General features: G+C 49.6%; 14 protein-coding genes. 7 read left to right on the top strand and 7 right to left on the bottom strand.

Annotated features, from left to right (window positions below; translation table 11 throughout):
* Nucleotides 1–41: 41 nt before the first annotated feature.
* From ACO08K_RS27705 to ACO08K_RS27695, 3 genes are all read left to right on the top strand, one after another.
* Nucleotides 42–1,133, top strand: coding sequence for a sensor histidine kinase (locus ACO08K_RS27705; RefSeq protein WP_421799744.1), 1,092 nt, complete (start codon nucleotides 42–44; stop codon nucleotides 1,131–1,133).
* Nucleotides 1,130–1,843 (top strand): LytR/AlgR family response regulator transcription factor, encoded by a 714-nt coding sequence (locus ACO08K_RS27700; protein ID WP_421799743.1) that lies wholly within the window; start codon nucleotides 1,130–1,132, stop codon nucleotides 1,841–1,843. Before ACO08K_RS27705 ends, ACO08K_RS27700 begins: the two co-directional genes overlap by 4 nt.
* Before the next feature lie 160 nt (nucleotides 1,844–2,003).
* Nucleotides 2,004–2,846 carry a fumarylacetoacetate hydrolase family protein gene (locus tag ACO08K_RS27695; RefSeq protein WP_421799742.1) on the top strand — a complete coding sequence of 281 codons (843 nt, stop codon included), beginning with the start codon at nucleotides 2,004–2,006 and terminating at the stop codon, nucleotides 2,844–2,846.
* Between the two features lie 628 nt (nucleotides 2,847–3,474).
* Here ACO08K_RS27695 and ACO08K_RS27690 read toward each other — a convergent pair.
* From ACO08K_RS27690 to ACO08K_RS27670, 5 genes are all read right to left on the bottom strand, one after another.
* The gene (locus ACO08K_RS27690) at nucleotides 3,475–7,890 is read right to left on the bottom strand and encodes an SNF2-related protein (protein WP_421799741.1); all 4,416 of its coding nucleotides are present in this window, start codon (nucleotides 7,888–7,890) and stop codon (nucleotides 3,475–3,477) included.
* A 7-nt stretch (nucleotides 7,891–7,897) separates the two neighbouring features.
* Nucleotides 7,898–11,074, bottom strand: coding sequence for a WD40/YVTN/BNR-like repeat-containing protein (locus ACO08K_RS27685; RefSeq protein WP_421799740.1), 3,177 nt, complete (start codon nucleotides 11,072–11,074; stop codon nucleotides 7,898–7,900).
* 100 nt (nucleotides 11,075–11,174) lie between these two features.
* Nucleotides 11,175–12,227 carry a serine hydrolase domain-containing protein gene (locus ACO08K_RS27680; protein WP_421799739.1) on the bottom strand — a complete coding sequence of 351 codons (1,053 nt, stop codon included), beginning with the start codon at nucleotides 12,225–12,227 and terminating at the stop codon, nucleotides 11,175–11,177.
* Between the two features lie 219 nt (nucleotides 12,228–12,446).
* Entirely contained in the window at nucleotides 12,447–12,947 is a 501-nt protein-coding gene (locus ACO08K_RS27675; protein WP_421799738.1) for a DUF1761 domain-containing protein, read from the bottom strand.
* 92 nt (nucleotides 12,948–13,039) lie between these two features.
* On the bottom strand, nucleotides 13,040–14,215 hold the full coding sequence (locus ACO08K_RS27670) for a DUF819 domain-containing protein (RefSeq protein WP_421799737.1): 1,176 nt from the start codon (nucleotides 14,213–14,215) through the stop codon (nucleotides 13,040–13,042).
* 145 nt (nucleotides 14,216–14,360) lie between these two features.
* On the opposite strand from ACO08K_RS27670, the gene ACO08K_RS27665 reads away from it, so the two are divergent.
* Complete coding sequence (locus tag ACO08K_RS27665) at nucleotides 14,361–15,545, top strand: acyltransferase family protein (protein ID WP_421799736.1); 1,185 nt, start codon at nucleotides 14,361–14,363, stop codon at nucleotides 15,543–15,545.
* 122 nt (nucleotides 15,546–15,667) lie between these two features.
* On the opposite strand, the gene ACO08K_RS27660 is transcribed toward ACO08K_RS27665, so the two are convergent.
* The gene (locus tag ACO08K_RS27660; protein WP_421799735.1) at nucleotides 15,668–17,062 is read right to left on the bottom strand and encodes an exonuclease domain-containing protein; all 1,395 of its coding nucleotides are present in this window, start codon (nucleotides 17,060–17,062) and stop codon (nucleotides 15,668–15,670) included.
* Between the two features lie 223 nt (nucleotides 17,063–17,285).
* Entirely contained in the window at nucleotides 17,286–19,109 is a 1,824-nt protein-coding gene (gene recQ / locus ACO08K_RS27655; protein WP_421799734.1) for a DNA helicase RecQ, read from the bottom strand.
* A 415-nt stretch (nucleotides 19,110–19,524) separates the two neighbouring features.
* Here recQ and ACO08K_RS27650 point away from each other — a divergent pair, with 415 nt between their 5' ends.
* The 3 genes from ACO08K_RS27650 (at nucleotide 19,525) to ACO08K_RS27640 (ending at nucleotide 24,942) form a co-directional block, all read left to right on the top strand.
* On the top strand, nucleotides 19,525–20,109 hold the full coding sequence (locus ACO08K_RS27650) for an exonuclease domain-containing protein (RefSeq protein WP_421799733.1): 585 nt from the start codon (nucleotides 19,525–19,527) through the stop codon (nucleotides 20,107–20,109).
* 314 nt (nucleotides 20,110–20,423) lie between these two features.
* A complete protein-coding gene (locus tag ACO08K_RS27645) occupies nucleotides 20,424–23,477 on the top strand; it encodes an aminotransferase class III-fold pyridoxal phosphate-dependent enzyme (protein ID WP_421799732.1) in 3,054 nt (1,017 codons plus the stop codon).
* Nucleotides 23,478–23,664: 187 nt separating this feature from the next.
* Entirely contained in the window at nucleotides 23,665–24,942 is a 1,278-nt protein-coding gene (locus ACO08K_RS27640; protein ID WP_421800584.1) for a hypothetical protein, read from the top strand.
* The last annotated feature ends 19 nt before the right edge of the window (nucleotides 24,943–24,961 follow it).

Here is a 24,961-nt window from a genome sequence, read left to right as displayed (position 1 = left end):
AAAGGGCCAATTTTGTGGCAAGAAAAATCAAAATCAAATCGGTGAATACAAAGCAATCGAATTATTGGCTGCTACATCTGGCTTTTTGGCTGCTCTACATCCTGGTGCAGTCCCTGGTGTACATGAATTTTTATGAATTTGAAACCATCAAGGTGGTTCGTGAAACGGGTGAGGAGATTGTAGAGCGTACCGTCTTTCCGGATACCTTTTTGATTTCCATGTGGGTGCAATTTTTGGAATTACCCGGTAAACTGCTGGCGGTTTATTTACACTTGTGGATCTTGCTGGAAACCTATTTGTTCCGTCAGCGCTTTGGACAATACTTCATTGGGCTGGCTTTGGTGCTTCTGTTTGCCAATTTTATCCAAAGTTTTTTGCTGCTCTTTCTGCCTGTGCCCAGATTCATGTATGACAATCAGGTGCCGCAATTCATCTCGACTACCCGGAGTTTGCAATACATCTTTACCTGCATCGCGGTAGTGGGTGTTACGGGGGCTTTGGAGGTTTTGCGCCACTATTATCAGGAATTGACGCGCAGGCAAGAAGTGGAGAAGCAACACATCGCCACGGAATTACAACTGCTCAAAGCCCAGATTCATCCCCATTTTTTCTTCAATACCTTAAATTCCTTGTATGGGCTGGCGCTGGAACAATCGGAGCACACTCCGGCCAGCATTTTACGTTTGTCCGAATTGATGAACTTTGTGCTTTACGAAGCCAAGGCCAAAGATGTACCCTTGCAACGCGAAATGGAGATCATCGAAGACTACATCGCCCTGGAAAAATTGCGCTACGGCGAACGGGTGCAGATTGCCATCAACAAAAGTGGTTCTCTGACGGAGTGGAGGATCCCGGGGTTGCTCTTGTTGCCCTTTGTGGAAAACGCGTTTAAACATGGGGTGTCGCCCGAAACGGGGCAGGCCTGGTTGAACCTCAGTTTGCAGGCAGAGCCCAAACAATTGAAATGGGTGGTGGAAAACAGCATAGGTACTTCGACCAAGCCCAATCAGTCGCCCGGACTGGGGCTGGAAAACGTGCGTCGCCGCCTGGAACTCTTGTACCCCGACCAGCACCGCCTGGAGATACTGGAAGAAGAGGATGTTTTTATGGTTGTATTGGAACTCAATCAATGAAAAAAATTCGCTGTGTAATCGTTGAAGACGAAGCCATCGCGCGGCAGATTTTGGACAAATACCTGGCCGAACTGGGTGGTTTTGAACTGCTGGCCAGTTTTGACAATCCGGTGCTGGCGCAGACCTATTTGCGTGAAAACCCAGTAGATCTCTTGTTCCTCGACATCGAGATGCCGGGTTTAAATGGTTTATCCCTGTTGCGCTCCCTGGCTTCACCGCCCAAAGTGATCATCACCACGGCCTACCGGGAATACGCCCTGGAAGGCTATGACCTCAATGCCGTGGATTACCTGCTCAAACCCATTTCTTTTGAACGTTTTCAGGCGGCTTTGCACAAACTTTTTGAACTCAATGCCTTTGCGCCCAAGATTGCTCTGGCTACAGAAGCTACACCCGCCTTTTTGTATTTCAAATCGGGCAACAAATGGGTCCAAGTATTTTTGGATGAAATCCTCTACATCGAAGGCCTGAGCAATTATGTCAAAATTGTGGGGACCAAAGGAACCACCGTGGTGTACCAAAAAATGAGCTACCTGGAAGAAAAATTGCCCAACAGGCTTTTTTTGCGCATACATAAATCCTACATTGTGGGGCTAAACAAAATCAAAGCTTTGTACAGCAATGAGCTGGAAGTGGATGGAAAATTGTTGCCCGTAGGGGAGAAGTACCGCCCACTGATCAAAGCGCTGATTGAGCAGCAGAGCATTTGAGTTTTTATTTTTATCACCTGCGGTGATTTTTTTAGCCACGAAGGCACCAAGGCACAAAACAAACTGTTTGTGCTTTTCGCCCTTAGCGACTTCGTGCCTTTGTGTCTTTGTGGCTAAAAAGAACCAGCCGCAGGCTGGAAACTATAACACAAACAAAAACATGAGAATTTTCCGCACTACCCAAGGCAACGTCATTGAGTCTGACGGCCAGTATTTTTTGTCTGCTTCCACCAATTGGGACAGCTTCCTCAACCGCGACGACTTGTTCCAGGCTTTAAAGGCTGAAATCCAGTCCTTGAGCCCTAACGGCGATTTAGCAACCTTATTGAGCAAGGAAACCCTGGCACCGATTGTTAGCCAGGAAGTATGGGCCTCCGGCGTAACCTACCTCCGCAGCCGCGAAGCTCGCATGGAAGAGTCCAAAGATGCCGGCGGCGGCGATTTTTACGCCAAAGTTTACGACGCCGAACGGCCAGAGTTGTTCTTCAAAGCTACTGCCGCCCGTACGGTTGGCCCCGGTGCTGTGGTCTTGATTCGCCGCGACTCGAAATGGAACGTCCCTGAGCCAGAACTGACGCTTTGTATGGCTTCCTCCGGTAAAATCATCGGCTACACCATCGGCAACGACATGAGCTCACGCGACATTGAGGGCGAAAACCCCTTGTACTTGCCCCAGGCGAAAAGTTATGACGCTTCCGCGGCCCTCGGCCCTGGTGTTTTGGTGTTGGAAGAGCCCATCTCCCCTGAAACGGTGATTTCCATTCAGATCAAGCGCGCTGGCCAGGTGGTTTTTGAAAACAGCATCCAAATCAACCGCATGAAGCGCCAATTGCCGGAATTGGCTTCCTGGCTTTTCAGGGAGACTTCCTTCCCACATGGGGTGTTCCTGATGACGGGCACGGGGATTGTGCCGCCGAATGAGTTTACGCTGGCGGTAGGCGATGAGGTTTGTATAAGCATTGAGGGAATTGGGGAGTTGGTGAATGTTGTGGGGATGCGGTGAGGAAACCCATTTAAAGAAGGGAAAAACTTGCAAAAGATTGCGCAAGAATAGAATACAAAATACAACGGAACGTAATTCTTTAGACTGAACCGACCAGCGGCATTAGCCGCGAAACGTCAATAGCCAAGGGAACGAAGGGCGATTTCAAAGGTGCGTAGCACCGAAACATTTTGCCATTGTTCCTGTGCTACGCACCTCAAGCATTTCCCTGTGGCTCAAATGCTATCGACGTTTTGCGGCTAGCGCCGCTGGTCGTAAGCGCAAGGTGGGAGTTTTGGTCTGCGAATTCAAAAGCGGCACAATAGCAACGCAGATGACACGGATTATGCGGATTTACGCGGATTTTCTTTTGCCTGTAGTAATGAGCAGTGGAAAGTAATATCCAGCATTTTTGCAGCTTTGCTACTTTAATTTAAACACGAGGACGTTAATGGGCTTCGCGCTGTTTGAGGCTTCGCCTCTTTGCTAAAAGCGGCAGAATAGCAACACGGATGCCACGGATGCCACGGATTAGAGCGGATTTTGACTCACCTTCGGTTCGTCTTTTCCCGCCGCAGGCGGAAAAGAATCCGTTTTTATCCGTGGCATCCGTGGCATCCGTGTTGCTATCCTGCCGCTTTTGCAAACCTTACCGCTCCTTCAACAAATTCAACAAATCATCTGCCGACAACCTCGCACTCACATCCGAGCCACTCAGCAATGAATCCGCCAAATCGCGCTTCGTGCCGTGCAACTTCAAGATTTTTTCCTCAATCGTATCCTCCGCCACCAGGCGATACACGGTAACAGGCTTCTCCTGACCGATGCGGTGCGCCCGGTCGGTCGCCTGGTCTTCCACGGCCGGGTTCCACCAGGGATCCATGTGGATCACGTAGTCTGCTGCGGTCAGGTTGAGGCCCACGCCGCCCGCTTTGAGGCTGATCAGGAAAAGGTCGCCCTCGCCCGCCTGAAAGGCCTCAATGCGTTTTTGACGCAAGGGTAGGGGAGTCTGCCCGTCCAGGTATTGATAAGCAATGCCTTTGCTTTTGATGTAATTTTCGAGGATGTGCAAGTGGTCGACAAACTGACTGAACACCAGGGCCTTGTGGTTGTTTTCCAGCAGCTCCTCCACAATTTCTCCAAACAGCCGCAGTTTTGCACTTTGGTCTTTCACAAACTGTTTGTCTACCATGCCCGGGTGGCAAGCCGCCCGGCGCAGGCGCATGATTTCGGCCAGAATGCGCAGGTGTTTTTGCCCGCCTTGCATCCCTTCGATGGATTGTTCCAGTTCCTCCAGGGCTTTGCGGCGCAAGGCTTCGTAGAAGGCTCTTTCCTCCCCACTCAATTCCACCGTTAGGGTGATTTCGGTCTTTTCGGGCAATTCCTTCAGTACCTCATCCTTGCGGCGGCGCAGGATGAAGGGTTGTATCAATCGCCGCAACTGATCACGGCGGCTATTGTCGCCCAGGCGTTCGATGGGAATGGCAAAACGCTCGTTGAAGCTGTCCATGGAACCCAGCAGCCCGGGATTAATGAACTGGAAGAGGTTCCACAATTCGCCCAGGTGGTTCTCCAGCGGCGTACCCGTAGTGATGAGTTTGAATCCAGCCTGCAAACGCATGGCCGTTTCCGAACGTTTGGTGCTGCGGTTTTTGATGGCCTGCGCCTCGTCCAGGATGATGGTAGAGAATTGTTTTTGGGCAAAACTATCCGCTTCCCGCGTCATCAGGTCGTAAGTGGTGATGAGGATTTGACCCGCTTTGGCTTTTTCAATCTCCGCGTCGCGGTCACCTTCACCAAACAGAATGGGCGTAAGGGTGGGTGTAAATTTGCCGATTTCAGCTACCCAGTTGCGGCACACCGAAGCGGGCGCAACCACCAGGGCTGGGCCTTGTTCTGCGCGCAGTTGCAACAGCGCCAAGGCTTGTACGGTTTTTCCCAAACCCATATCGTCGGCCAAACAAGCGCCAACCCCCCAATCCGAGAGGCGACACAACCACTCGAAACCTTCGATCTGGTATTCGCGCAAGGTGGCTTTAAAACTTGGTGGCACGGTATAATTTCGTTCAAAGGCGTCTTTCATCCTTTGAATCGATTCTTTGAAACGTTTGTCCGCTTCTACCTGATCCAGCAAGGAGGCAAAACCTTCCAGGGCCGGTGCCGCCAGAGGATGCAGCTGGAAACTGCCGTCCTTGTTGGGCGACATCAGGGCATTGATTTCCTGCAAGCGGCGGCGGAATTCTTCGGTCAGTGCCAAAAACTGTCCTGGGCCGATTTCGACAAAACCATTGCGTTTTTGCTGCGAGAGCTCGATCAACTGGCGCATGTTCAGCACCATGTTTTCATCTACCCGCAATTCGCCGTCTACATTGAACCAGTCCTGTCCTGAACTGATTTTCATGCTGAACTGCCCCATACCGGCTACCCGCGTGATGCGGAATTTTTCCCCTTTGGGCCATTCCAGAATGATGTCCTGGTTGTCAATGAAGGGCTGTAATTGCAGTAGCAGTTCCAGACAGAGGTCCGCGTCTTCCAGTTCCCAGATGTTGTTGTGCGGGATATTGTCGCGCAGCACACTCACCGATTCCAACAAGTGCGCCTGTTTGAGCAATTCTATCTCCAGGTCGCGCTCGGTACGCAACCATTCTTCACCTACCTTCGCCACAAGATTGACTTCCCCTTCACCCGCCCGCAAATAGGGTGGATTATCAGCAAAGGGTTTGACGTACAATTCCACGTGGAAACCATCACCCACAGGTAAGAGGTGGACACAGGGACGGGCGTCTGCGGGTACTTCGCGGGCCTCTTCGTTGAGTCCAACCACGGTTGACTCTACGTCGACCAGCGCCATCAAGCCAGCCAGGGCGTCCTTGAGGCGGCTTTGGGCGTGATGGGGTACAAACAATTTTTGCTTTTGCAGCGCTTTGGCCACTTTATAATGCTCCTCGGTATATTCGATCAGTTTGTAACGCGTAGGCGATTCCTTGGTGATTTCGTAGCCAACATTGTCGATTTCGTGAGAAAAAGACAACTCATAACCGCCCTCTACTTCGCGGGTTTTGAGCACCGGTTTTTCGGCCAACAATTGCACGGCAATCTCCGGCGATTTCATCAAAAACAGAAGCGGGTGCCCCACGAGGCTGGGGAAAACGGCCTGCGTATTGAGTTCGTATTGCTCAAATCCCACCCTGGTTACCGCTCTTTTGACGGCAGTCATGTCCTGTTCGGTCATACCTTTGACTTCTCGGTTCATCAGGCGGTTAAGCGAGATGTTTCGGCCAGAAGTCCAGCCTTTTTTACCAAAGGTTTGTTCTTTGGCCACGGCGTCATAACGTTCAAAATCGACCAGCCAGATGACCCTGGTCGCTCCTTCAACAGCAGAAGGTTTTACTTTTCCGGTGAGGTTAAACAGGGCATTGAGGGCACTTTCCCAGATCTCTACTTTGGGAAAAATCTGGATCATGGGCGCCCAATTGTCCCCCTCATCCTCTAAGGACTGCATACTGGCTTCCCAGCTGGTATTTTTGGGGTCTATATGGTGCAGGGTAGCCCAAAGCTGCCAGGCCAACCAGCGATACCCTTTGGATTTAAGGTTTTGCGCCAGGCTGACCAGTTCCTGTTCATCCAATGCACTATCATCTACCCAAGCTACGGACAAGGCCTGGAAAAACAAGGCAATATTGTGGTTGGGAGGAAAACCAAGGGTTTGTTTGGCTTGCTCTAAAGTGCCCGTAAAAGAACCCAAAACGGCCTCCAGGTACATGTATACCGCCGTATAATTGCCTTCTTGTTTGATTTGTCGCCGCAATTCCTCCAGCAAGGAGCTTGAAGTACCCATGTCCAAATCCTTGCAACGTGCCAGGAGATGGAAAATGCCATTGAGCGCAGGCAGCAGGGATTTGTTGTTACGGGTTTGTTTGCGGTAGGCCTTTTGGGACAAGTCAAAACCCAGAACTGCTTCGGTGTATTTGCCCTTGACAAAGTGGTGTTGAGCCGCAAAACCGTATTGGCCAAACTCGTCGAGTGCTGAAGACAGTTTGCCTACGGTATCCCAATCGCCTTGAAAAACAGCGATCTGACACATCAGGCGTAAAACACTGCTGCGTTGATCGGGGTTATTGGGCAGGTTTTTGGGATCGAGTAAATAATGGAAATACCCGTCGCGTGGCTCCAGATACAACAACACATGGGTCAGGTGGGTAATCAACAATTGGTGGCGAATCCCGGAGGGTGCTTTTTCCAATTTGTCTTTGTCAAAAACACTGGGCAAAAAGATGCGCCAAATGGGCTCACCCGTTTTAGGTGAATGGGTTTCGGCAATCTGAATCTCTTTGGTAAAAGTGGCCAGGTCATTTTGATAGTAAGCCAGTCGTGCATTTCGAAAAGCCCGTTTGGCCTTGTCTGGCGAATTGGTCAACCACCATTCGGAATCAGAAAAACGTTTGACCGAAGGAATGGCTTTGGCAAAATCGGGTTCGGTCAAAAACTCCTGATCGAGCAAATAATCAGCAAACTCAGGGTCAACTACGTAGCGATCGGCTTTTTCGCGGGTTAAAAAACCACTTTGTACCAGGCGGTTCAGGTTGTTGCGCAAGATCGCCTGGCTGAAACTCACCTTAAAACGGGCATCAGTGATGATGTAGCTGAACTTATTGATGTTCATGCCTTCGTAGGCGATGGCCAGGATGCGTAGAACCAACTTGTCGTCGGGGGAAAGTGCCCGATAATCCCGGTACAATTGTTCAGCTGTTTTGCGGGTAGCCAAAGTTTGTACAATAATCGGGTCTTTTTCCAGTTTTTCCCGCAATTCCATGAATACTGCCACGCGATGTTTACAAATCGGGCCGGCGTAATAGGGACAGGAACAATCATGTTCTTCAACTTTGCCGTCTTCCAGCAAGATGTCAACGCGGTATTTGTCGCTGTCACCGCGCACCAGGGCTTGCCATTGGTTGGGGCCTGCGGGAGCTAATTCCTGCACAGCGTCTTCCAAAAACAGGAGTTTACCCCGTTCCAAAATGGTGGGGTGGATGTATCGTTCCAAGTCTTTAAGTGGAAAAGACATACGTTATTTACCTTTCTTTAGTCATGATCAATTGAATGCTTTGTTGCTGCAACAAGCGGTTAAATGCCGCTACGTCGTTGGTTCTGATCGCTTTCAATTGGTTTTGCAATGGGGCAAAAGCTTTTTTCAGGTCTTCCAATCTTTCATAACAACCAGCGTTGGGGCGATCGTCCTGGTTGTTTACAATCGAGTACAAATAAGCCATCTGGTCGTCGATTTGGGAAGGATAATTGATGGGGTCTTGCCCAACCTCACTTTTGGTTTGGATCAATTTTTCTTCCAACTCGTTCAAGGATTTGACCAGTGGGTCGCCCGCTGTTTTGATGGCTTTGGCCACATTGGGTTTGTATTTGCTGCTGCGTTCCAACACGTCTTTGATTTGAGCGCGCCAGGAGCGCAAATCGGCGATGGTGGTATGGCAGGTGTTGAACAATTCTTTTACCTGCATGGCCAAATCGTATTGCGCTTGCAAGTCGGCATCACTTTGGGCCCAGCGGGGGTCTTTTTTGACTTCCAGCGTTTGTTCTTGCCGCGTGCCTTTGTATTCCAGTACAATTTTGTGTGCACCGGGCATGGCTTTTACGGGACTCATATCGGCCAATGAAAATTGCGCACCAGGCAGGGCTTCGGGACCTTCATAAGTCAAATCCCATTCGAGGCGATTGAGGCCATCACGCCAGGCCAATATCTCTTCTTTGTCACCAGGACTGGAAGCGTAAACTTTCCGGGTTTTTCCTTGTGGGTCAATGATCGAAAGGCGCAACACTGCGGTATCACCCGCCTTTTTTGCTTTGGCAAAATAATAGAGGATAGCGCCGTTGGGACTCGGATCGGGTGCAGCAGCGCCACGGAACCCACTGAACTGGTTGCGGTAGGCCACGCGGGGTTTGAACAACGTCGCTTCGGCTTCAACATTTTGGGGAATGCTGTGCAAAGGCGTTAGGTCATCCATGATCCAGAAGCCCCGGCCGTGGGTAGCCATTACCAAATCGTCATTTTTTATAGCCAGGTCAGCGATAGACACTGGAGGCAAGTTAAACTGGAAGCTTTGCCAGTTTTTTCCTTCATCAAAAGAGACGTACATGCCGTATTCTGTTCCGGCGTACAATAAACCCTTACGCTTTGGATCTTCCCGCACCACTTTGACGTAGTGATCAGCTGGGATGCCATTTTTGCCATCGGTCAATAAAGTCCAGCTTTGGCCGTAGTTATTGGTTAAAAAGATGTAAGGTTTGAAGTCGTTTTCGCGGTATTTGTGGACAGCGATGAGTGCGCGACCGGGGGCATGGCTGGAGAGCTCGATCATGTTCACCGTACCTTCCAGTGGAATGTTGCTAGGGGTGATTTCTTTCCAGTTTTTGCCATTGTCACGGGAGAGGTGTACTCGCCCATCGTCGCTACCCGCCCAGAGTTCACCGGCGGTTTGCGCAGATTCTTCAAAGGCAAAAATGGTGGTATACAACTCTACCCCGGTATGGTCGTGCTGGATTGGACCACCGGGAATATCCTGAAATTTATCCTTATCCGTGGTCAGATCGGGACTGATGACCTCCCAGGTACGGCCCCCATCGGGCGAGCGGTGTACATATTGCGAACAGTGGTAGATGACATCAGGATTGTGTGGCGAAACCCGAATAGGCGCGTTCCACTGAAATCGGTAACGAATATCCCGAGGGGCAGTTCCATCGTGCATTTGTGGATATGCCACTACGTCACGGCGATGGCCACGGCTCAGGTCTGTTTTGGTGATTTGACCAATGTAATTGCCCGCATACACCACATTCGGGTTGCGTGGGTCAACGGCGATGTGGCCACTTTCCCCGCCGCCGACTTCATGCCAGAGTTCCTGTGGAGTCAGAGCATTGTCAAAACGGCTGGGTATAGAAATGGTAGAATTGTCCTGCTGTGCGCTGTACAAGCGGTAGGGGAACTGATTGTCGAGCGTAAGACGGTAAAACTCGGTGGTGGGTTGATTGAGTTGGCTGCTCCAGGTGCGGCCAGCATTGAGGGTCACACAGGCACCACCGTCGTTGCCCTGGATCATCTGATTGGGATTGTCAGGGTTGATCCAGAGTACGTGGGTATCGCCGTGTGGTACCGAGATGCGGGTAAAACTTTTGCCCCCATCAATGGACTTCATAAAACTGACGTTGAGGTTGTACACGGTGTTTTCGTCCTTGGGGTCGGCATAAATGCGCGAGTAGTACCAGGCCCGTTGGCGGATGCTGTGATCGCGACAGACTCTGGTGAAACTTTTACCACCGTCTTCAGAGCGGTACAGACCACCCTTGGTTTCTTCCTGGGCTTCCATTTGAACCCATACGCGGGAAGGTTTTACGGGGGAAACGGCAATACCAACCCGGCCAACCAGCCCAGTAGGCAAGCCACCGCCCAGTTTTTCCCAGGTATCACCGCCATCGAGGCTTTTCCAAACGCCTCCTTCGACACTCCCGTCGATAAAGGTCCAGGACTTGCGCTCGGCGGTCCAAAAACCAGCGTAAAGAATGCGGGGATTGCTGGGATCGGCTACCAACTCGATAGCTCCGGTTTTATCACTGACGTAGAGGATTTTTTCCCAGGTTTTGCCAGCGTCTTTGCTGCGGAAAATGCCGCGCTGATCGCTGGGACCAAATACATTGCCCAACACAGCTACGTAGAGTTGGTCAGGGTTTTGGGGATGGACCACAATTTTGCCGATCTGCCCGGCTTTTTCCAGACCAACTTGTTTCCAATGTGCACCCGCATCGGTACTTCTGTACATGCCATCCCCGGGGATCACATTGCCGCGAGGATCTGCGGAACCCATGCCGACATACACCACATTCGGATCGGAGGGGGCTACCGCAATGGCGCCTACCGAAGCGGTTTTGATGTCCTGATCGGAGATGTTGTTCCAGGTCAAACCCGCGTCAGTTGTTTTCCAAACGCCGCCGCCCGTTGCTCCCATGTAGAAGGTATTCGGTTCTTGCCGAACCCCTTCCACCGCGGTAGAACGCCCTCCACGACTTGGCCCTACAAAGCGGTATTTGAGTGCTTTGAGTTGACTGGTAGTCAAGGGTGTAGAAATTGGCGCAGCGGTAGTTTGAGCAGGTGGAGTGATCTGGGGCGCTTTTTTGTTTTTTTGGGCAAAAGACGTCAATGCAATGACACTCAAGAAGATGCAAAGGAGCGGCTTGGAATTCATGGTCTTCGGTAAAGGTTAAGCCGCGAAGATAGGGGGAAAAGCTGGGTTTTTTCAGGAATAGTTTAGTTTTTATTGCTGCCTGTTAATGTCTTACATTTTCCTACTTAAGGTATTGGCCATCCAACTTGCTCAGAAACCGTTCATCGGACATCCCAGTTCGGTTAAAAAAGAGCACACTACCCATTTTTAAGTCGGGGTATAGCCTCATTTCACAATAATAGCCTGGGCCCCCGCCAGCATGGGTGAAAAACCGATGCCCTTGGAGTTCACTAGTAAACCAGGACAAGGCCATGCCCGTTTTTTGTTGATTGTTGGTATGGTTTTCCTGGAAAAGCAGGGTTTTGTAAGGTTTTGACAACAAGGGACTGTCCTCCTGCAGCAAAGCCTGGATGTAGCGGACAAAAGCCATGGGTTTACCAATCAGGCCACCGTATGGGGCTCCATTGAGGTAGAATGGTTTGAGGGATTTCCAGGCACCTTCGGTTTTGTCAAAAAACTTGGCCTTGTCCATGAACAGCCCCAGAATGAGGTAGAAGAAGGAATTTTTTTTGTGGTAACCGGTAGCGTGGTGCTCAGGTGCCGTTATGGTAAAGCCCAGGTCTTCATTGTTCAATCCCAATTTGGCAATGATGTGCTCCGCCACATACACTTCATATGCCTGCCCACTGACCTTTTCAATGAGCTGGCCGAGGACGATGTAGCCCAAATTGCTGTACATGAACCGCTCATTGGGTTTGGATTTAACCCGACGGTTTTTGGCCATGATGGGCTCAAAATATTCGTCGCGATCGAAATTAGTATGTTCTTCCAATAGGTGAATCCAACTGATCGGAATGGGATTGGCAATACCTGCGGTATGGCTGAGCAATTGCCGAATGGTAATGTCGGGACCAAAATGGAATCCTGGTAAGTATTGAACCACCGGGTGGTCGATGTCCAGTTTGTTTTGTTCTGCCAACTGCAAAACTGCCAAAGCAGTGAAGGTTTTGGTCAGCGAAAAAGCGTGGTAAGTGGTATTGGCATTGACAGTAATTTGCTGTTCAACCTGGGCCAAACCTGCACTATAGGAATCAATGATCTTATGCTGGTTAAAAATAAAATATTGGGCAGAAGGAGTTTGTAGGGTGCTGATTTCACGGGCTAAGGTCTCCATGACAAAAGGTGTTTGATGTTGTGTCGGTATTGACAAACAGAAACTTAGCTAGGTTGCGAACAGAACCGATTTTTTGTAATTCTGAATTAATAATTTTTAGGACAATTAACTAGTCTGTAGTCTAAGGTGAGTCTTTGGTTTTTATGGTTTCTTAAGTGGTAAAAAACAATATTCACCACCTAAGAAACCTAAGGCACTTAAGTAATCACCTAAGAAAAATTACCCAAACGCACAAATAATCCCGCCCATCAACATCAAATTCAAAATCCAGAACCCTGCATTCACAGCGATGTATTTGAACCCTTTCATTTCAAATAGGGCATTGACTGCAATGACTGGCAGCGCAAAAAATATGCCTGCAATGGTTCCATGCAAGGCACCGTGTTTGAAGGTGCGGTAATTGCCGCCGTATTTGGCCATGAACTCTTCGATATAGTTCATCAAATCTGAATTTTCCTGCCCAAACCCAGGGCTGCCCAACAAGATGGAATAGAGGTGAGTTTGGTGAATGACCACCGAAAACAAGATCATCGACAACATGAGACTAAAGAGGTAAGTTAGCCCAAAGGTCAACAGCATGTTCATACTTTTGCCTTGTTCTGGTGTAACTCCGGCTGCTTTCATCCAGGTATTGCCAAAAACTTTGGGGTTATACCAGACAAAACCAGTCAGAATCGGAATCAATCCGGTGAGAAAGACCAGTAGATAGTTCAAAGCCATTTTTTCGTTTTTTCGAGTTAATAAAGGTGTTTGTGCTCAAAAATAAATAAAAAGTTTATAAATACAACAAACAAGACTAGTTTTTGTAAAAATCACCCCCAGGTTCTCAAGTACTCCGCAATCAAAATTCCCAAATAGGTTCCAATGGCATTGCCCAGGGCCCCAACCAGGATGGCAGGCAAGTGTAAATCAGCGCGGTTGAGCCCTTTAGATAAGGCCAACGCCGACGCCGAACCACCAATGTTGGCTTGTGAAGCTATGGATAAAACATCCCAATCCTGTTTGAGCAAGCCTCCAAGACCAAAAAGCAAGCTGCCGTGTACCAGTACCAAAATTGTCACCAGCATCAGCATGGAAATGGCCAATTGTCCATCCCGCATTAAAGCCGCCAAATCACAATAGGCTCCAATGACTGCCAAAAAGAGGTAAATGCAAAACATCCCAACCAGGCGCAAACCTCTAAGCCGTTGAATAATTGGAAATTGAGCCATGATCAGCGCCAGGGTGGTCAAAAAAATGATCATCGGAATACCCGGAAATAGACTGGCGAACCACTGAGAAATGTACAAGGCCAGGGCCCCCACACCCAAAAGGATGCTCAGTTCCAATGGATTGAGTTGCTCCTGGTCGTTGATGTGGGCATGGGCCTCATCGGTCAGGCGTTGTTGTTCTTCAGCTTCCAACGGGCCTTTTTGCTGGCGTGGGAAATAACGCTGTAGCAAGGGGGGCAATAAAAGGGTCACCACCATCCACAAAGCGGTGATGATGTTGTCGGCGGCAGTCGCAGCTGCGTACAAGTTCCCTTCTTTATTGACATTGTAGTGCAGGGCCAGCGCATTAAAATTGCTACTGCCTCCGATGTAGGTTCCAGTGAACATACCACCCAGGGCAAAAAAGGAATCGCCCAAGGTGTCCGGCCCCTTTATCAAATACATGCCTGCCAACACGCCCAGCATGGTTCCAATCGAGCCCAAGAGAAAAAACAAAATCATGGGTGCGCCCGCTTTTTTAAGGCCGCGCAAATTGACGGTGAGCAAAAGGTAAAAAATAGACAAAGGTGCCAGGTAGGTGAAAATCCCATCGTACAAGGGCGCAGGGGTACTGGCCGAGGGAATGATGCCCAAATTGGCCGTGATGGCAGTGGTGATGATCACCAGCAGCGCACTGCCGAAGGCTCGGAAATAGGGTAGTTTGCACAGTTGTTCACAAATGATGATGTTGAGCATCAATATGGCGAAAATGGCCAACGGGTCTTGAAAGAAGGGCATGGAGGATGATTTTGGTAACGCAGAAAAATCGGGAAGTAATTTTTTGCGTCATACTTAGTGCCGACCAAGATAGTTTATTTGTATTGGAAGTGATATTTCGTAAGGAAAAAAGCTATTTTTGGTTAATAAAAAAACACCTTCACTTATGCCTAACGTCCCTCTGCCTACCCGCCTCGCCTCTGTCGACATCTACCGGGGTTTTGTCATGTTTCTGATGATGGCCGAAGTATGGGAATTTGGCCATGTCGCCAAAGCTTTTCCCGATAGTGGCTTCTGGGCCTTTTTGCATTTTCACCAGAGCCATGTACCCTGGGTGGGTTGTTCCTTGCACGATTTAATCCAGCCTTCCTTTTCCTTTTTGGTGGGTGTAGCCTTGCCTTATTCACTGGCTAGCCGGCAAGCCAGTGGGCAAAACAACTGGCAGGTTTGGGGGCATACTTTTCGCCGGGCGCTGATCCTAATTTTGTTGGGCATTTTCCTGCGTTCGATGTACGCCAAACAAACCAATTTCACCTTTGAAGATACGCTGACTCAGATTGGCCTAGGTTATGTATTCCTTTTTGCCCTGGGATGGGCAAAAGAGCGCTGGCAGTGGATTGCCTTTGCGGGCATTTTGCTGGCCTATTGGGCTTTGTTTGCCATTTACCCCTTACCTGGCCCCGATTTCAACTGGGCCGAGGCGGGGGTAGCGGCAGATTGGCCGCATCATGCGCAAGGTTTTGCCGCACATTGGAACAAAAATACCAATGCTGCCTGGGCGTTCGACCGCTGGTTTTTGAATCTTTTTCCCCGGGAAAATGTATTCCGATTCAACGGAGGCGGCTACGCGACTTTGAGTTTTATTCCTACTCTGGGCACCATGATTTTGGGCTTGATTGCCGGGCAATGGCTCAAAACCGCTGAATCAACCCGTTTGCTGCTGCGTAAGTTGTTGTTGTTTGGGCTGGTATTTCTGGCTGTAGGATTCTTGTTGAGTATTCTGGGCATTTGCCCCAATGTTAAACGCATTTGGACGCCGAGTTGGACTTTGTTCAGTGGTGGTTGGTGTTTTATCTTGCTGGCCGGTTTTTATTACATAGCGGACTTGAAACAGCAAGGTTCTTGGTTTTATGTTTTCAAAGTGTTGGGTATGAATTCAATAGCCGCTTATGTGCTGGCGCATACCGTGATTGGTTTCATCGATTCCTCCTTCCGAATTAATGTGCATCCTCAGTACGATATGATTTTTGGAGAAGGGTACCGGACTTTGGTCAGTGGTACGGTGTTTCTAGCCATGCAGTTTTTGGTGCTGAATTGGATGTACCGGAAGCGGATTTTTGTGAAGATATAGTGGGGGAGTTGAGGAAGGTTGAGGGAGGTTGAGGCTACCGCAGCGTTTTTGACAATGACTTTGTCCAAATCGCTGCGGTAGCCTCAACCTTCCTCAAGCTCCCTCAACCTTCTCAACCCAAATCAAAACTTCACTATTTCCACTTGTGGATTTTCGCTTAAAAAACGCGCAATAATTCGGTTCGTTTCGGCATTGCCCGTTACTGGTTGAATGGCGTTGCGCAGGGTTTCAGGGTCCTGTACCAGCGCCTCCCGTTCCAGGTAGCCATAACCGCGTAAATGGCCATTTTCTACCAACACTATGGCGCATTCTTCCTCTTCACGCCCTTGGTCAATGATGAAAAAATTGTGATCAAAGATCTTACATAGGTATTCCTTGGCCCGCAGTGCTCGCTCATTGTACTCCTCTGGAGGTTCTTTTTGCATACAAGCTCCCGCACATTGTTGGATGTGGTAGTGAAAACAAGGACCAGTAGCATTGGGGTTAAAATTGAAGAATTTTTCGCACAGCTCAAATTTTTGGCGGGCGCTGCTCATGCGACCTTTAGCGGAAGAAACTTTGGGGAATTCGGCCAGGATTTCCAATTTACGTCGGGTTTTGGCAGCTGTTTCGGCCACCCCGAAGCAGAGGTATCCATCAGAATTGTAATAACTGTGCACAACATAGGGGAACTTGCGGGTGCGTTGAGCCCGGTTGATCCCCGGCAGGAGGCGTTTGATTTCAAAAGACTCGTGCAAGAGGGCCATCAATTCACTCCCGGTGATTTCGTAGGAAATATCGTGCACCTGCTCCTGAAGCTTTTGGGCTTTATCCGTTTTGTCGGCAAAATGTTCGGCGATGCGTTTTTGAATATTGATGCTTTTGCCCACATATACGACCTCATTGGCCTCGTTGTGAAAATAGTACACCCCACAAGCTTCGGGTAGGGCATGAATGGTTTCCAAACTCAGGTTTTTGGGCAGCATGGATTCTTTGATGCCCAGATTGATCAAGAGGTCTGCTTTTTCCCGGTTGTCTTCGTGCTGTAAAATGTATTCAAGCACCTTGATGGTGGCTTGTACGTCCCCCATGGCGCGGTGGCGGGCATGGTTCTGGATGTTGAAATGGCGGGATAGCGCGTCCAATCCGTAGGCATACAAACCAGGAAGGGTTTGACGAGCCAGGCGTAGGGTACACAATTGTCGCCGGGTATAGGTATAGCCTAAGCGTTTGAATTCCTCCCCAATAAAGCTGTAATCAAAACGGGCGTTGTGGGCTACAAAAATGGCACCCTCGGTCATTTCTACAATTTTACGAGCTACCTCAAAAAAACGAGGCGCATTTTCCACCATTTGGTCGGTGATACCCGTCAATACCGTAATGTTCCAGGGAATTGGGGTTTCGGGATTGATGAGGCTTTCCCAGCTGTCGATGATTTGATTGCCATCGTGTAGAACAATGGCGATTTCGGTAATGCGATCACGAGATGCTTTTCCTCCAGTTGTTTCTACATCAATAATGGCATACTTTTTTTTCATTAGCTTTCGTGCATGTACTTTTTGAAAGTTGGATGATCAGGAGGCTGCAAGTCTCAAAAATAATGAGTTGAAATGGAGTTTTTCAAAAAAATTGTTCCTTTGTAGTGGGGCAAAACAAATGTTCATTTTTTTTGAGACAAAGCATTAGATAAGACACTTAAAATGAATCGTTTACTTATCTAATGCTTTGTCAAAATGAACACTTGTTTTTTATTGCCCCGTTTTACTTTTTTTCGTAATTGCGAATGGCTTTGATGAATCGATAGCCAAATTGCACCAGTTTCTTTTCACCAACTCCGGAAACAGCCAGCATATCGTCCTCGGTTTGGGGTTTGCTGAAAGCCATTTCTTCCAGGGTAGCATCCGAAAAAATGAGATAGGGTGGAATGCCTTCTTTTTGGGCAATTTCCTTGCGTATTTGGCGCAGGTGCTCAAAGAGTTCGTCGCGTAGGCGCTCTTTTTTGAGTTGAGTGGGCGCCTTCGTTTTGGCATTGGCCTGTTCCTGTTCCTGCCGCTCTTTGTAGCTGGTTGGTTTGATGAGTTCTACGCTGCGATTTTTAAACAAAACTTCCTGGCTGGCTGAGGTCAGGCGCAGCACATTGGCGGCATCATAAGCGACTTCCAGGTAGCCGAGGTTGATGAGCTGCATGAGGTAATGTTGCCAGTCCCATTGTGAAAAATCGCGACCAGCACCGTAGGTTTTGATGGTATCATAACCCAATTGTTTGATTTCTCGACGCCCAGAGCCCCGCAATACATCGATGAGCATACCCATAGGTACTTGTTCATTGAGGCGGTATACGGCGGATAGCGCTTTTTGGGCGATCACAGTGCCATCAATGGATTGCGGCGGATTGCGGCAAATGTCACAATTGCCACAGTTTTCACTCAGGTTTTCGCTAAAATAAGCCAAGAGGATGCGTCGACGACAAGCCAGGGATTCGGCGTATTGTTGCATCCGTTCCAGTTTCACCAACTGGATTTCATTTTGAGCGGCATTTTCCCCGTTTTGGATGATGTCGCGCAACATACTTACGTCGGCAAAACTGTAAAACAACAGGGTGTCTGCTTTGGCACCATCCCGGCCTGCGCGACCAATTTCTTGGTAGTACCCTTCCAGGTTTTTGGGCAAGTTGTAGTGGATGACCCAACGCACGTTGGATTTGTCAATGCCCATGCCAAAAGCCACCGTAGCGCAGATGATGTGCAGGTTGTCATTGATGAAGTGATCCTGGATTTTGGAACGGCGATCGGGCGACAAGCCTGCGTGGTAAGCCTCGGCTTTGAATCCTTTTTGTTTTAGTTTGTCGGCTATGTCTTCGGTGGCCTTGCGGCTGAGGGTGTAAATGATACCCGCTTGTTTGGGGTGTTTGCGGACAAAATCTTCGATCTGTTGCAGGCGTTGTTGGCCGGGGCGAACCTCCAGGCTCAAATTGGGCCGATCAAAGGAGGCAATGAATATTCCAGGTTCTTCCAGTTTGAGTTGATCGACGATGTCTTTGCGGGTCAGCTTGTCGGCAGTAGCAGTGAGGGCCACCACCGGAACCTTGGGGAAATGCTGTTTGAGCATGCCCATTTGGGTGTATTCTGGCCGAAAATCATGTCCCCAGGCAGAGATACAATGCGCTTCGTCAATGGCAAAAAGATTGATTTTTCCTCGTTTGAGGATGGAGACAAAATTGCCGGACACCAGTTTTTCCGGCGAAACGTATAGCAGATCCAAGTCACCTGCATAAAAAGACTCCTCCACGCGCAATTGCTCCCGCGAGTCGATGGCACTGTTGATAAAAGCTGCAGCAATACCGTTGGCGCGCAGCCCCTCAACTTGGTCTTTCATCAGAGAGATTAGAGGAGAAACCACAATACAAGTGCCGGGAAGGGTCACTGCTGGGATTTGAAAACAAACCGATTTGCCCCCTCCAGTTGGCATCAATACTAAAGCGTCTTTTCCTGAAAAAATCGCTCGGATGATGTCTGCCTGTAAAGGCCGAAATTGATCGTAACCGAAGTATCGCTTGAGGGCGAGTTTTGCTTTGTCTAAATTCATGCGCTTGCCTCAACAAATTTTGTGTACAAACATAAGGAACGAAAATGAAATAAAGAGGCGGAATGCGATAGGCGATCAGCGCCTGTATAATTTTACAGGCGCTGAAGGGTCTTTACTTAGGGCGGAAAAAGCAGAGCCCTCGATAATTCCGGGCAGGATATGAGGGCTCTATGGAGGTATTGTATTTTGTTTAACAGGGTTTTAAATGTTTGGAAGTAGATGATTGTGTAGAAATGGCATTGACTTAGATCATCCACTGAATAGAATATAACCAAACATTTTCAATGACTCAAAGATAAGGGTAATTGTGGAAGTTGAAACCCCATAAACATGTGGTGGTAGAGGAAGCCCTGTGTGGCTTCCTCTACGGTAATTTAAAAATATACGTACATTGTCCTCCCCAAATAGTCAACCAATGATCTTATTTCTCGATACCGAAACCACCGGTTTACCCCTCAACTGGAGCGCACCCATCAAACAAGTCAGCAACTGGCCGCGCATGGTGCAACTGGCCTGTTTGTTGTACGATGAAGACGGGACTTTGTTGGAAGAGCGCAGTTACATCGTAAAGCCGGAGGGATTCAGCATCCCTTATGCCTCGGTCAAAATTCACCGCATCAGTACAGAAAGGGCTTTGGCTGAAGGACAAAACCTGAGTGTGGTGTTGGACGAATTCAAATTATTGCTGGAACGGACTTCCTTGCTGGTGGCCCACAATGTCAATTTTGACCACGCCATCGTTGGAGCAGAGTATTACCGCAAAATCCAACAAGATCCACTTTTGCCCTTGCGCAAATTTTGCACCATGACCAGTCCGGAAGTCATCACGCATTGCGCCTTACCCGCCAATAGCCCGAGGGGAGGTTACAAATGGCCAAAGCTCGAAGAGCTCCATTACAAACTCTTCAAACAAGAACTCAAAGGTGCCCACGATGCCCTCGTGGATATCCAAGCTACCGCGCGTTGTTATTGGGAACTGCGCAGGCTTGGTGTCATTTAGGCACTGCAGCTGGTGCAAGTCTCCAAACTTGTACCAGTATCAATACGTCTCTGACGTGTGTTTGCTCAGTATTTTCGCGTTGCTCGTGCGTCAGAGACGCGAAAATGTGGGTCTGGAGACTTGTACCAGCTAAAATAGGCGTCATTTAGCGAAAAAATAAACTTTGTACCCGCCTGCGGCGGGATTTTAATATGGCCACGAAGGCACAAAGACACAAAGTTTGACAAGGTCGCTCTTTTTGTGCCTTCGTGTCTTTGTGGCAAAAAAATTGAAGAATCCACCGCAGGTGGGTTCTAAAAAGAAGCATCCAACACATGTTCGTATCCATTACCGAAGTCCAGGAACTCGCTTTCCACTATTTTCAACTTCAAGGGCAAATCAAACAACTCAGTGGAGAAATAGACCTGAATTACCTGATTGAAAGCGGCACAGGAGAAAAATTCTGCTTCAAAATAGCCCATGCCCAAAGCATAGTGCCCGAATTGGAATTCCAAAATGCCATGATGGAACACCTGCAAGCCGCTGGGTTGGGACTGGAAATCCCGGTGCCACTTAAAGGTCTAAAAGGCGAAACAATTGTCCATCACCATTTTCCAAATGGAGAGCTCCGCTACCTCCGAACCTTGACCTGGGTAGAAGGCCGCTGTTTTGCCGAAGCCAAGCCGCATACCCCAATTTTGTTGGAAAAAGTAGGTGCCTTATGCGGGAAACTCAGCGCTGCACTCGCCGATTTTGATCATCCCGCTGCCCATCGCTGGATCAAATGGGACCCTTCACAAGCCATTTGGACCAAAGACCACCTGGGGGCAATACAAAATCCGGACAAAAAAGCACTAGCCGAATGGGCGCTTGATTTTTTTGAACAACAAGCGTTGCCCCATTTGCCTCAACTGCGGCAAAGTGTCTGTTATAACGATGCCAATGATTACAATATCCTGCTCAGTTTCGACCCGCTCAATCCTGAAGTGCCGGGCGTAATAGACTTTGGCGACGCCGTTTTTACCCATACCCTCAATGAACTGGGCATTGCCATCGCCTACGCGGCCATGGATAAACCCGACCCTCTGGCGGTGATTCAACAAATGACCCGGGGTTACCACCACTTTTTCCCATTACAAGAACAAGAGGCTGCGGTATTGTTCCCCTTGATCATTGCTCGGTTATTGATCAGTGTGGTTTGTTCAGCGCAAAATTTGCTGGCCAATCCCGAAAACGAATATTTACAAATCAGCGATCGGCCGGCCTGGGATTTGTTGGCAAAACTGCAGCAACTTCCACCTGCGCTCGTTCACTACACCGTTCGGGAAGCCTGTGGCTGGCCAGCACACCCCAAAATGGCTCAATTTGAAGCCTGGGCCAAACAGCAAGCAGGAGAATTCGCTCCACTGGTTGCTGCTGATTTACGTGATAAAAATACCCTTTGGCTGGATTGTAGTGTAGGTAGCCCGGATTTGGGTAACTACGCGGATATTGCGGATGCCGAGTTGTTACACCAACAAATTTTGGCCACCATGCGGGCAGCAAATGCTGAAGCCGCTATTGGTCGCTACAACGAGGTTCGCCCTTTTTACACTACAGATGCCTACGAAGTGCAAGGCAATGAAGGCCCGGAATGGCGCAGTGTACACATTGGCCTGGACGTGTTTATGCCTGCGGGTACCCCAGTTTTTGCGCCACTGGCTGGAATAGTGCACAGTTTTCAGGACAATGCTGCTGATCGGGATTATGGCCCGGCCATTATTTTGGAGCATCGAGTGAGCCCTGATTTGCATTTTTACACGCTTTATGGGCATTTGAGCCGAAGCTCGCTAGACGCTTTGTACGTAGGTAAACCCATTGCCAAAGGGGAACAATTCTGCTGGATGGGCCCGATGCCGGAAAACGGCAATTGGTCGCCTCACCTGCATTTTCAGGTGATGTTGGACATGTTGGGCAAACAGGGTGATTTTCCCGGGGTGGCCTTTCCACGCCAAAGGGCGATTTGGACGGGCATTTGCCCCGACCCCTGGTATTTGATCGCCGGCGAGCCGTCGCCACCTGCTGCTGAATTTTCGATTGAAGCAATACTGGCGCAGCGCAAAAAGACCCTTTCGCCCAACCTGAGCATTTCCTACACCGAGCCCCTCTACATGCAGCGCGGGGTGGGAGCCTATCTATACGACCATACCGGGAGAAGATACCTGGATACAGTCAACAACGTTGCGCACCTGGGGCACGAGCATCCACGGGTAGTGCGTGCCGGGCAGCGCCAAATGGCTGTGCTCAATACCAATACCCGATACTTGCATCCGCTGATTACCCAATTTGCGAAAGCCCTTTTGGCTACTGCACCTGCTCCGCTGGAAGTGGCTTTTTTTGTCAACAGTGGCAGCGAGGCCAACGAATTAGCTTTACGTTTGGCCAAAACCTACACGGGTCAAAACGACATCATTGCCCTGCAAGTGGGCTACCACGGCAACACCAATGCCTGTGTGGAAGTGAGTTCTTACAAGTTTGATGGGCCAGGCGGCAAGGGTGCTTCGCCTGGTGTACACATTGTGCCCCTGCCGGATACCTACCGGGGCTTGTACCGGGGGAATAGCCTGGAAAGTGCCAGCCAATACGCGGCGCATATCGGGCAAGTGATTCAAGATTTAAAAAGCCGTGGCCGTAAACCCGCCGCGTTTTTGGCGGAAACCATCGTGAGTTGTGGGGGACAAATTCCTGTGCCGCCTGGCTACCTCGCGCAGGTATACGCGCAGGTACGCGCTGCGGGGGGGCTTTGTATCGCCGACGAGGTACAAACGGGTTGTGGTCGACCTGGGGATTATTTTTGGGCTTTTGAAGCACAGAACGTAGTACCCGACATTTTGACGATTGGCAAACCCATCGGCAATGGTCACCCCCTGGGGGCGGTGTTGTGCACCCGTGCGGTAGCGGATGCTTTTGCCAATGGCATGGAGTATTTTAATACGTTTGGCGGCAATCCGGTTTCTTGTGCCATTGGCCTGGAAGTACTCAAAGTGATCAAGGAGGAGGGTTTACAGGCCAATGCGCTCCAAACGGGTGCATACTTGAAACAGGGCCTGGCCGAGTTGAGTACCCGTTTTCCACTGATTGGGGATGTGCGGGGTAGCGGCCTTTTTCTGGGAATCGAGTTGGTTAGCGACCCCTTGGCTAAAATTCCTGCTGCCGCCGCTACAAGCTACATTGCCAACCGCATGCGCACCCTGGGCATTTTGATGAGTACCGATGGGCCGGATCACAATGTGTTGAAGATTAAGCCCCCGATGGTGTTTGGGAAAGCGCAGGCGGATTTTTTGCTGGGGATGTTGGAGCGGGTGCTGGGGGAAGATGGGGTAGAGACGAGACACGGCTGTGCGTCTTAGCAACCTTAGACATTACTAAATGCGGAGACGAACGGCCGTGCGTCTCTACCCTAGATGCTACCTACTCGCCAAAATTTCCGCAAAAAATACCGCTCGGATTCTTGCTCATCCAACCCACATTCCTTAGTTTTCTAAAAATCAGAAAACCTACACCATGCGCAAGTTTAGCCTCCTCCATCAAGCAGCCATGTTGCTGTTGCTGAGCCTTTTTTGGGCTGAAAGTTGTATTCCAGTACCCAAAGAAACTGCCGCCGAGCCCCAATTCAAACTCCTGCCTGCTGACACCTTTTATTTCAACTCCTTTGTGGATTGCAACATGGCGGAGGCCTGGATTGGTGATACCTTCCGCATCTTCCCTGGCAAATACGGCGAAGACCCCCTTTGGGGCGATGCCCGCGACCTGAAATTTGCCAATGGCCGCAACGCAGATGAGGCATTCAGCAGCAAAAAAGAAGACTTCACCGAGCCCCGGATGCCCAAAAATGTACCCATTGGTACCCCAGGCCTACATGGGGCGGCTTGGTTTGAAACCGTGTACCAGGATGCCAAAGACCCCAGTGGCCGCACCCTCTACGCAGTGTACCACAACGAAAACTACCCCCAAACCTTGCCCTATGATTCAGCTACGGGGGAAGGATACATCAATTATCGCTGGCCCCGAGGCCTCACAGGTCCCGCCTCACCCGCTGCGGTGTGCCGCATTGGCATCATGAAATCCCAGGATGGTGGACGCAGTTGGGACAACCGTGGCTTGTTCCTCGAAGATTTGCAGCCCCGAATGATCCTCAAACCCTTTAATACTTCGAATACCTTTGCGGGTGGAGTAGGGGACCCTTCCGCGGTGGCCAGTGGCGATTATTTGTATTTGTTTTATGGAGAGTATGGCTATCCGGGCGCATACGATTCCACTGCTTACGACCCTACCAAAGAATGGAGCGGACAATGCATCAGCATAGCCCGCATCAAATTGAGCGACCTGGATAATCCAGTGGGCAAAGCCAAGCGTTGGGATGGCCAGGCTTTTACCCGCCCTTACAATGGCATCGGTGCACCAGTGGCTTCCCTGCAGATACCTCGTGAGGCGGGTGGCGGCCCAGCTTCTTCGCCCAAAGGCCAATTTCACTGGGGCCCATCGGTGAGCTGGAACACCTACCTCAATTGTTGGGTGATGCTGATGGGCAAGGTGGAAGGCCCTTCCTGGCAAGGGGATGAATTGTACATTTCCTTCAATACCAACCCTGATTTAGGCAAAGGTGATAATTCCCAAAAATGGAGCAAACCCAAATTGTTGCTCAAACGCCCAGGGCATATTTTATGGTACCCATCTCTACAACCTATGAATACCCCGGAGGACATCGCCAATAAAAACACCTGTTTGCGATTGGGTAAACGAGCGCGTTTGTTTTTTAAGTATTCCGATTTGGGGGCCTATCGTTCAGAGCACATTGTGGAGTTTGAAAAATAAACCTGCTTTAGCTTTTTCT

Origin of the sequence: Haliscomenobacter sp. (genome assembly GCF_965225875.1) — a bacterium.
Taxonomy (GTDB): Bacteria; Bacteroidota; Bacteroidia; order Chitinophagales; family Saprospiraceae; genus Haliscomenobacter.
The sequence above is the reverse complement of the archived record's forward strand: the minus strand, read 5'-3'. Positions and strand labels throughout refer to the sequence as shown.

Bases quoted from the DNA above. Each gene is read 5' to 3' on its own strand.
- ACO08K_RS27700 (WP_421799743.1), top strand. From the start codon at position 1,130: ATGAAAAAAATTCGCTGTGTAATCGTTGAAGACGAAGCCATCGCGCGG.
- ACO08K_RS27695 (WP_421799742.1), top strand. From the start codon at position 2,004: ATGAGAATTTTCCGCACTACCCAAGGCAACGTCATTGAGTCTGACGGC.
- ACO08K_RS27690 (WP_421799741.1), bottom strand. From the start codon at position 7,890: ATGTCTTTTCCACTTAAAGACTTGGAACGATACATCCACCCCACCATT.
- ACO08K_RS27685 (WP_421799740.1), bottom strand. From the start codon at position 11,074: ATGAATTCCAAGCCGCTCCTTTGCATCTTCTTGAGTGTCATTGCATTG.
- ACO08K_RS27680 (WP_421799739.1), bottom strand. From the start codon at position 12,227: ATGGAGACCTTAGCCCGTGAAATCAGCACCCTACAAACTCCTTCTGCC.
- ACO08K_RS27675 (WP_421799738.1), bottom strand. From the start codon at position 12,947: ATGGCTTTGAACTATCTACTGGTCTTTCTCACCGGATTGATTCCGATT.
- ACO08K_RS27670 (WP_421799737.1), bottom strand. From the start codon at position 14,215: ATGCCCTTCTTTCAAGACCCGTTGGCCATTTTCGCCATATTGATGCTC.
- ACO08K_RS27665 (WP_421799736.1), top strand. From the start codon at position 14,361: ATGCCTAACGTCCCTCTGCCTACCCGCCTCGCCTCTGTCGACATCTAC.
- ACO08K_RS27660 (WP_421799735.1), bottom strand. From the start codon at position 17,062: ATGAAAAAAAAGTATGCCATTATTGATGTAGAAACAACTGGAGGAAAA.
- recQ (WP_421799734.1), bottom strand. From the start codon at position 19,109: ATGAATTTAGACAAAGCAAAACTCGCCCTCAAGCGATACTTCGGTTAC.
- ACO08K_RS27650 (WP_421799733.1), top strand. From the start codon at position 19,525: ATGATCTTATTTCTCGATACCGAAACCACCGGTTTACCCCTCAACTGG.
- ACO08K_RS27645 (WP_421799732.1), top strand. From the start codon at position 20,424: ATGTTCGTATCCATTACCGAAGTCCAGGAACTCGCTTTCCACTATTTT.
- ACO08K_RS27640 (WP_421800584.1), top strand. From the start codon at position 23,665: ATGTTGCTGTTGCTGAGCCTTTTTTGGGCTGAAAGTTGTATTCCAGTA.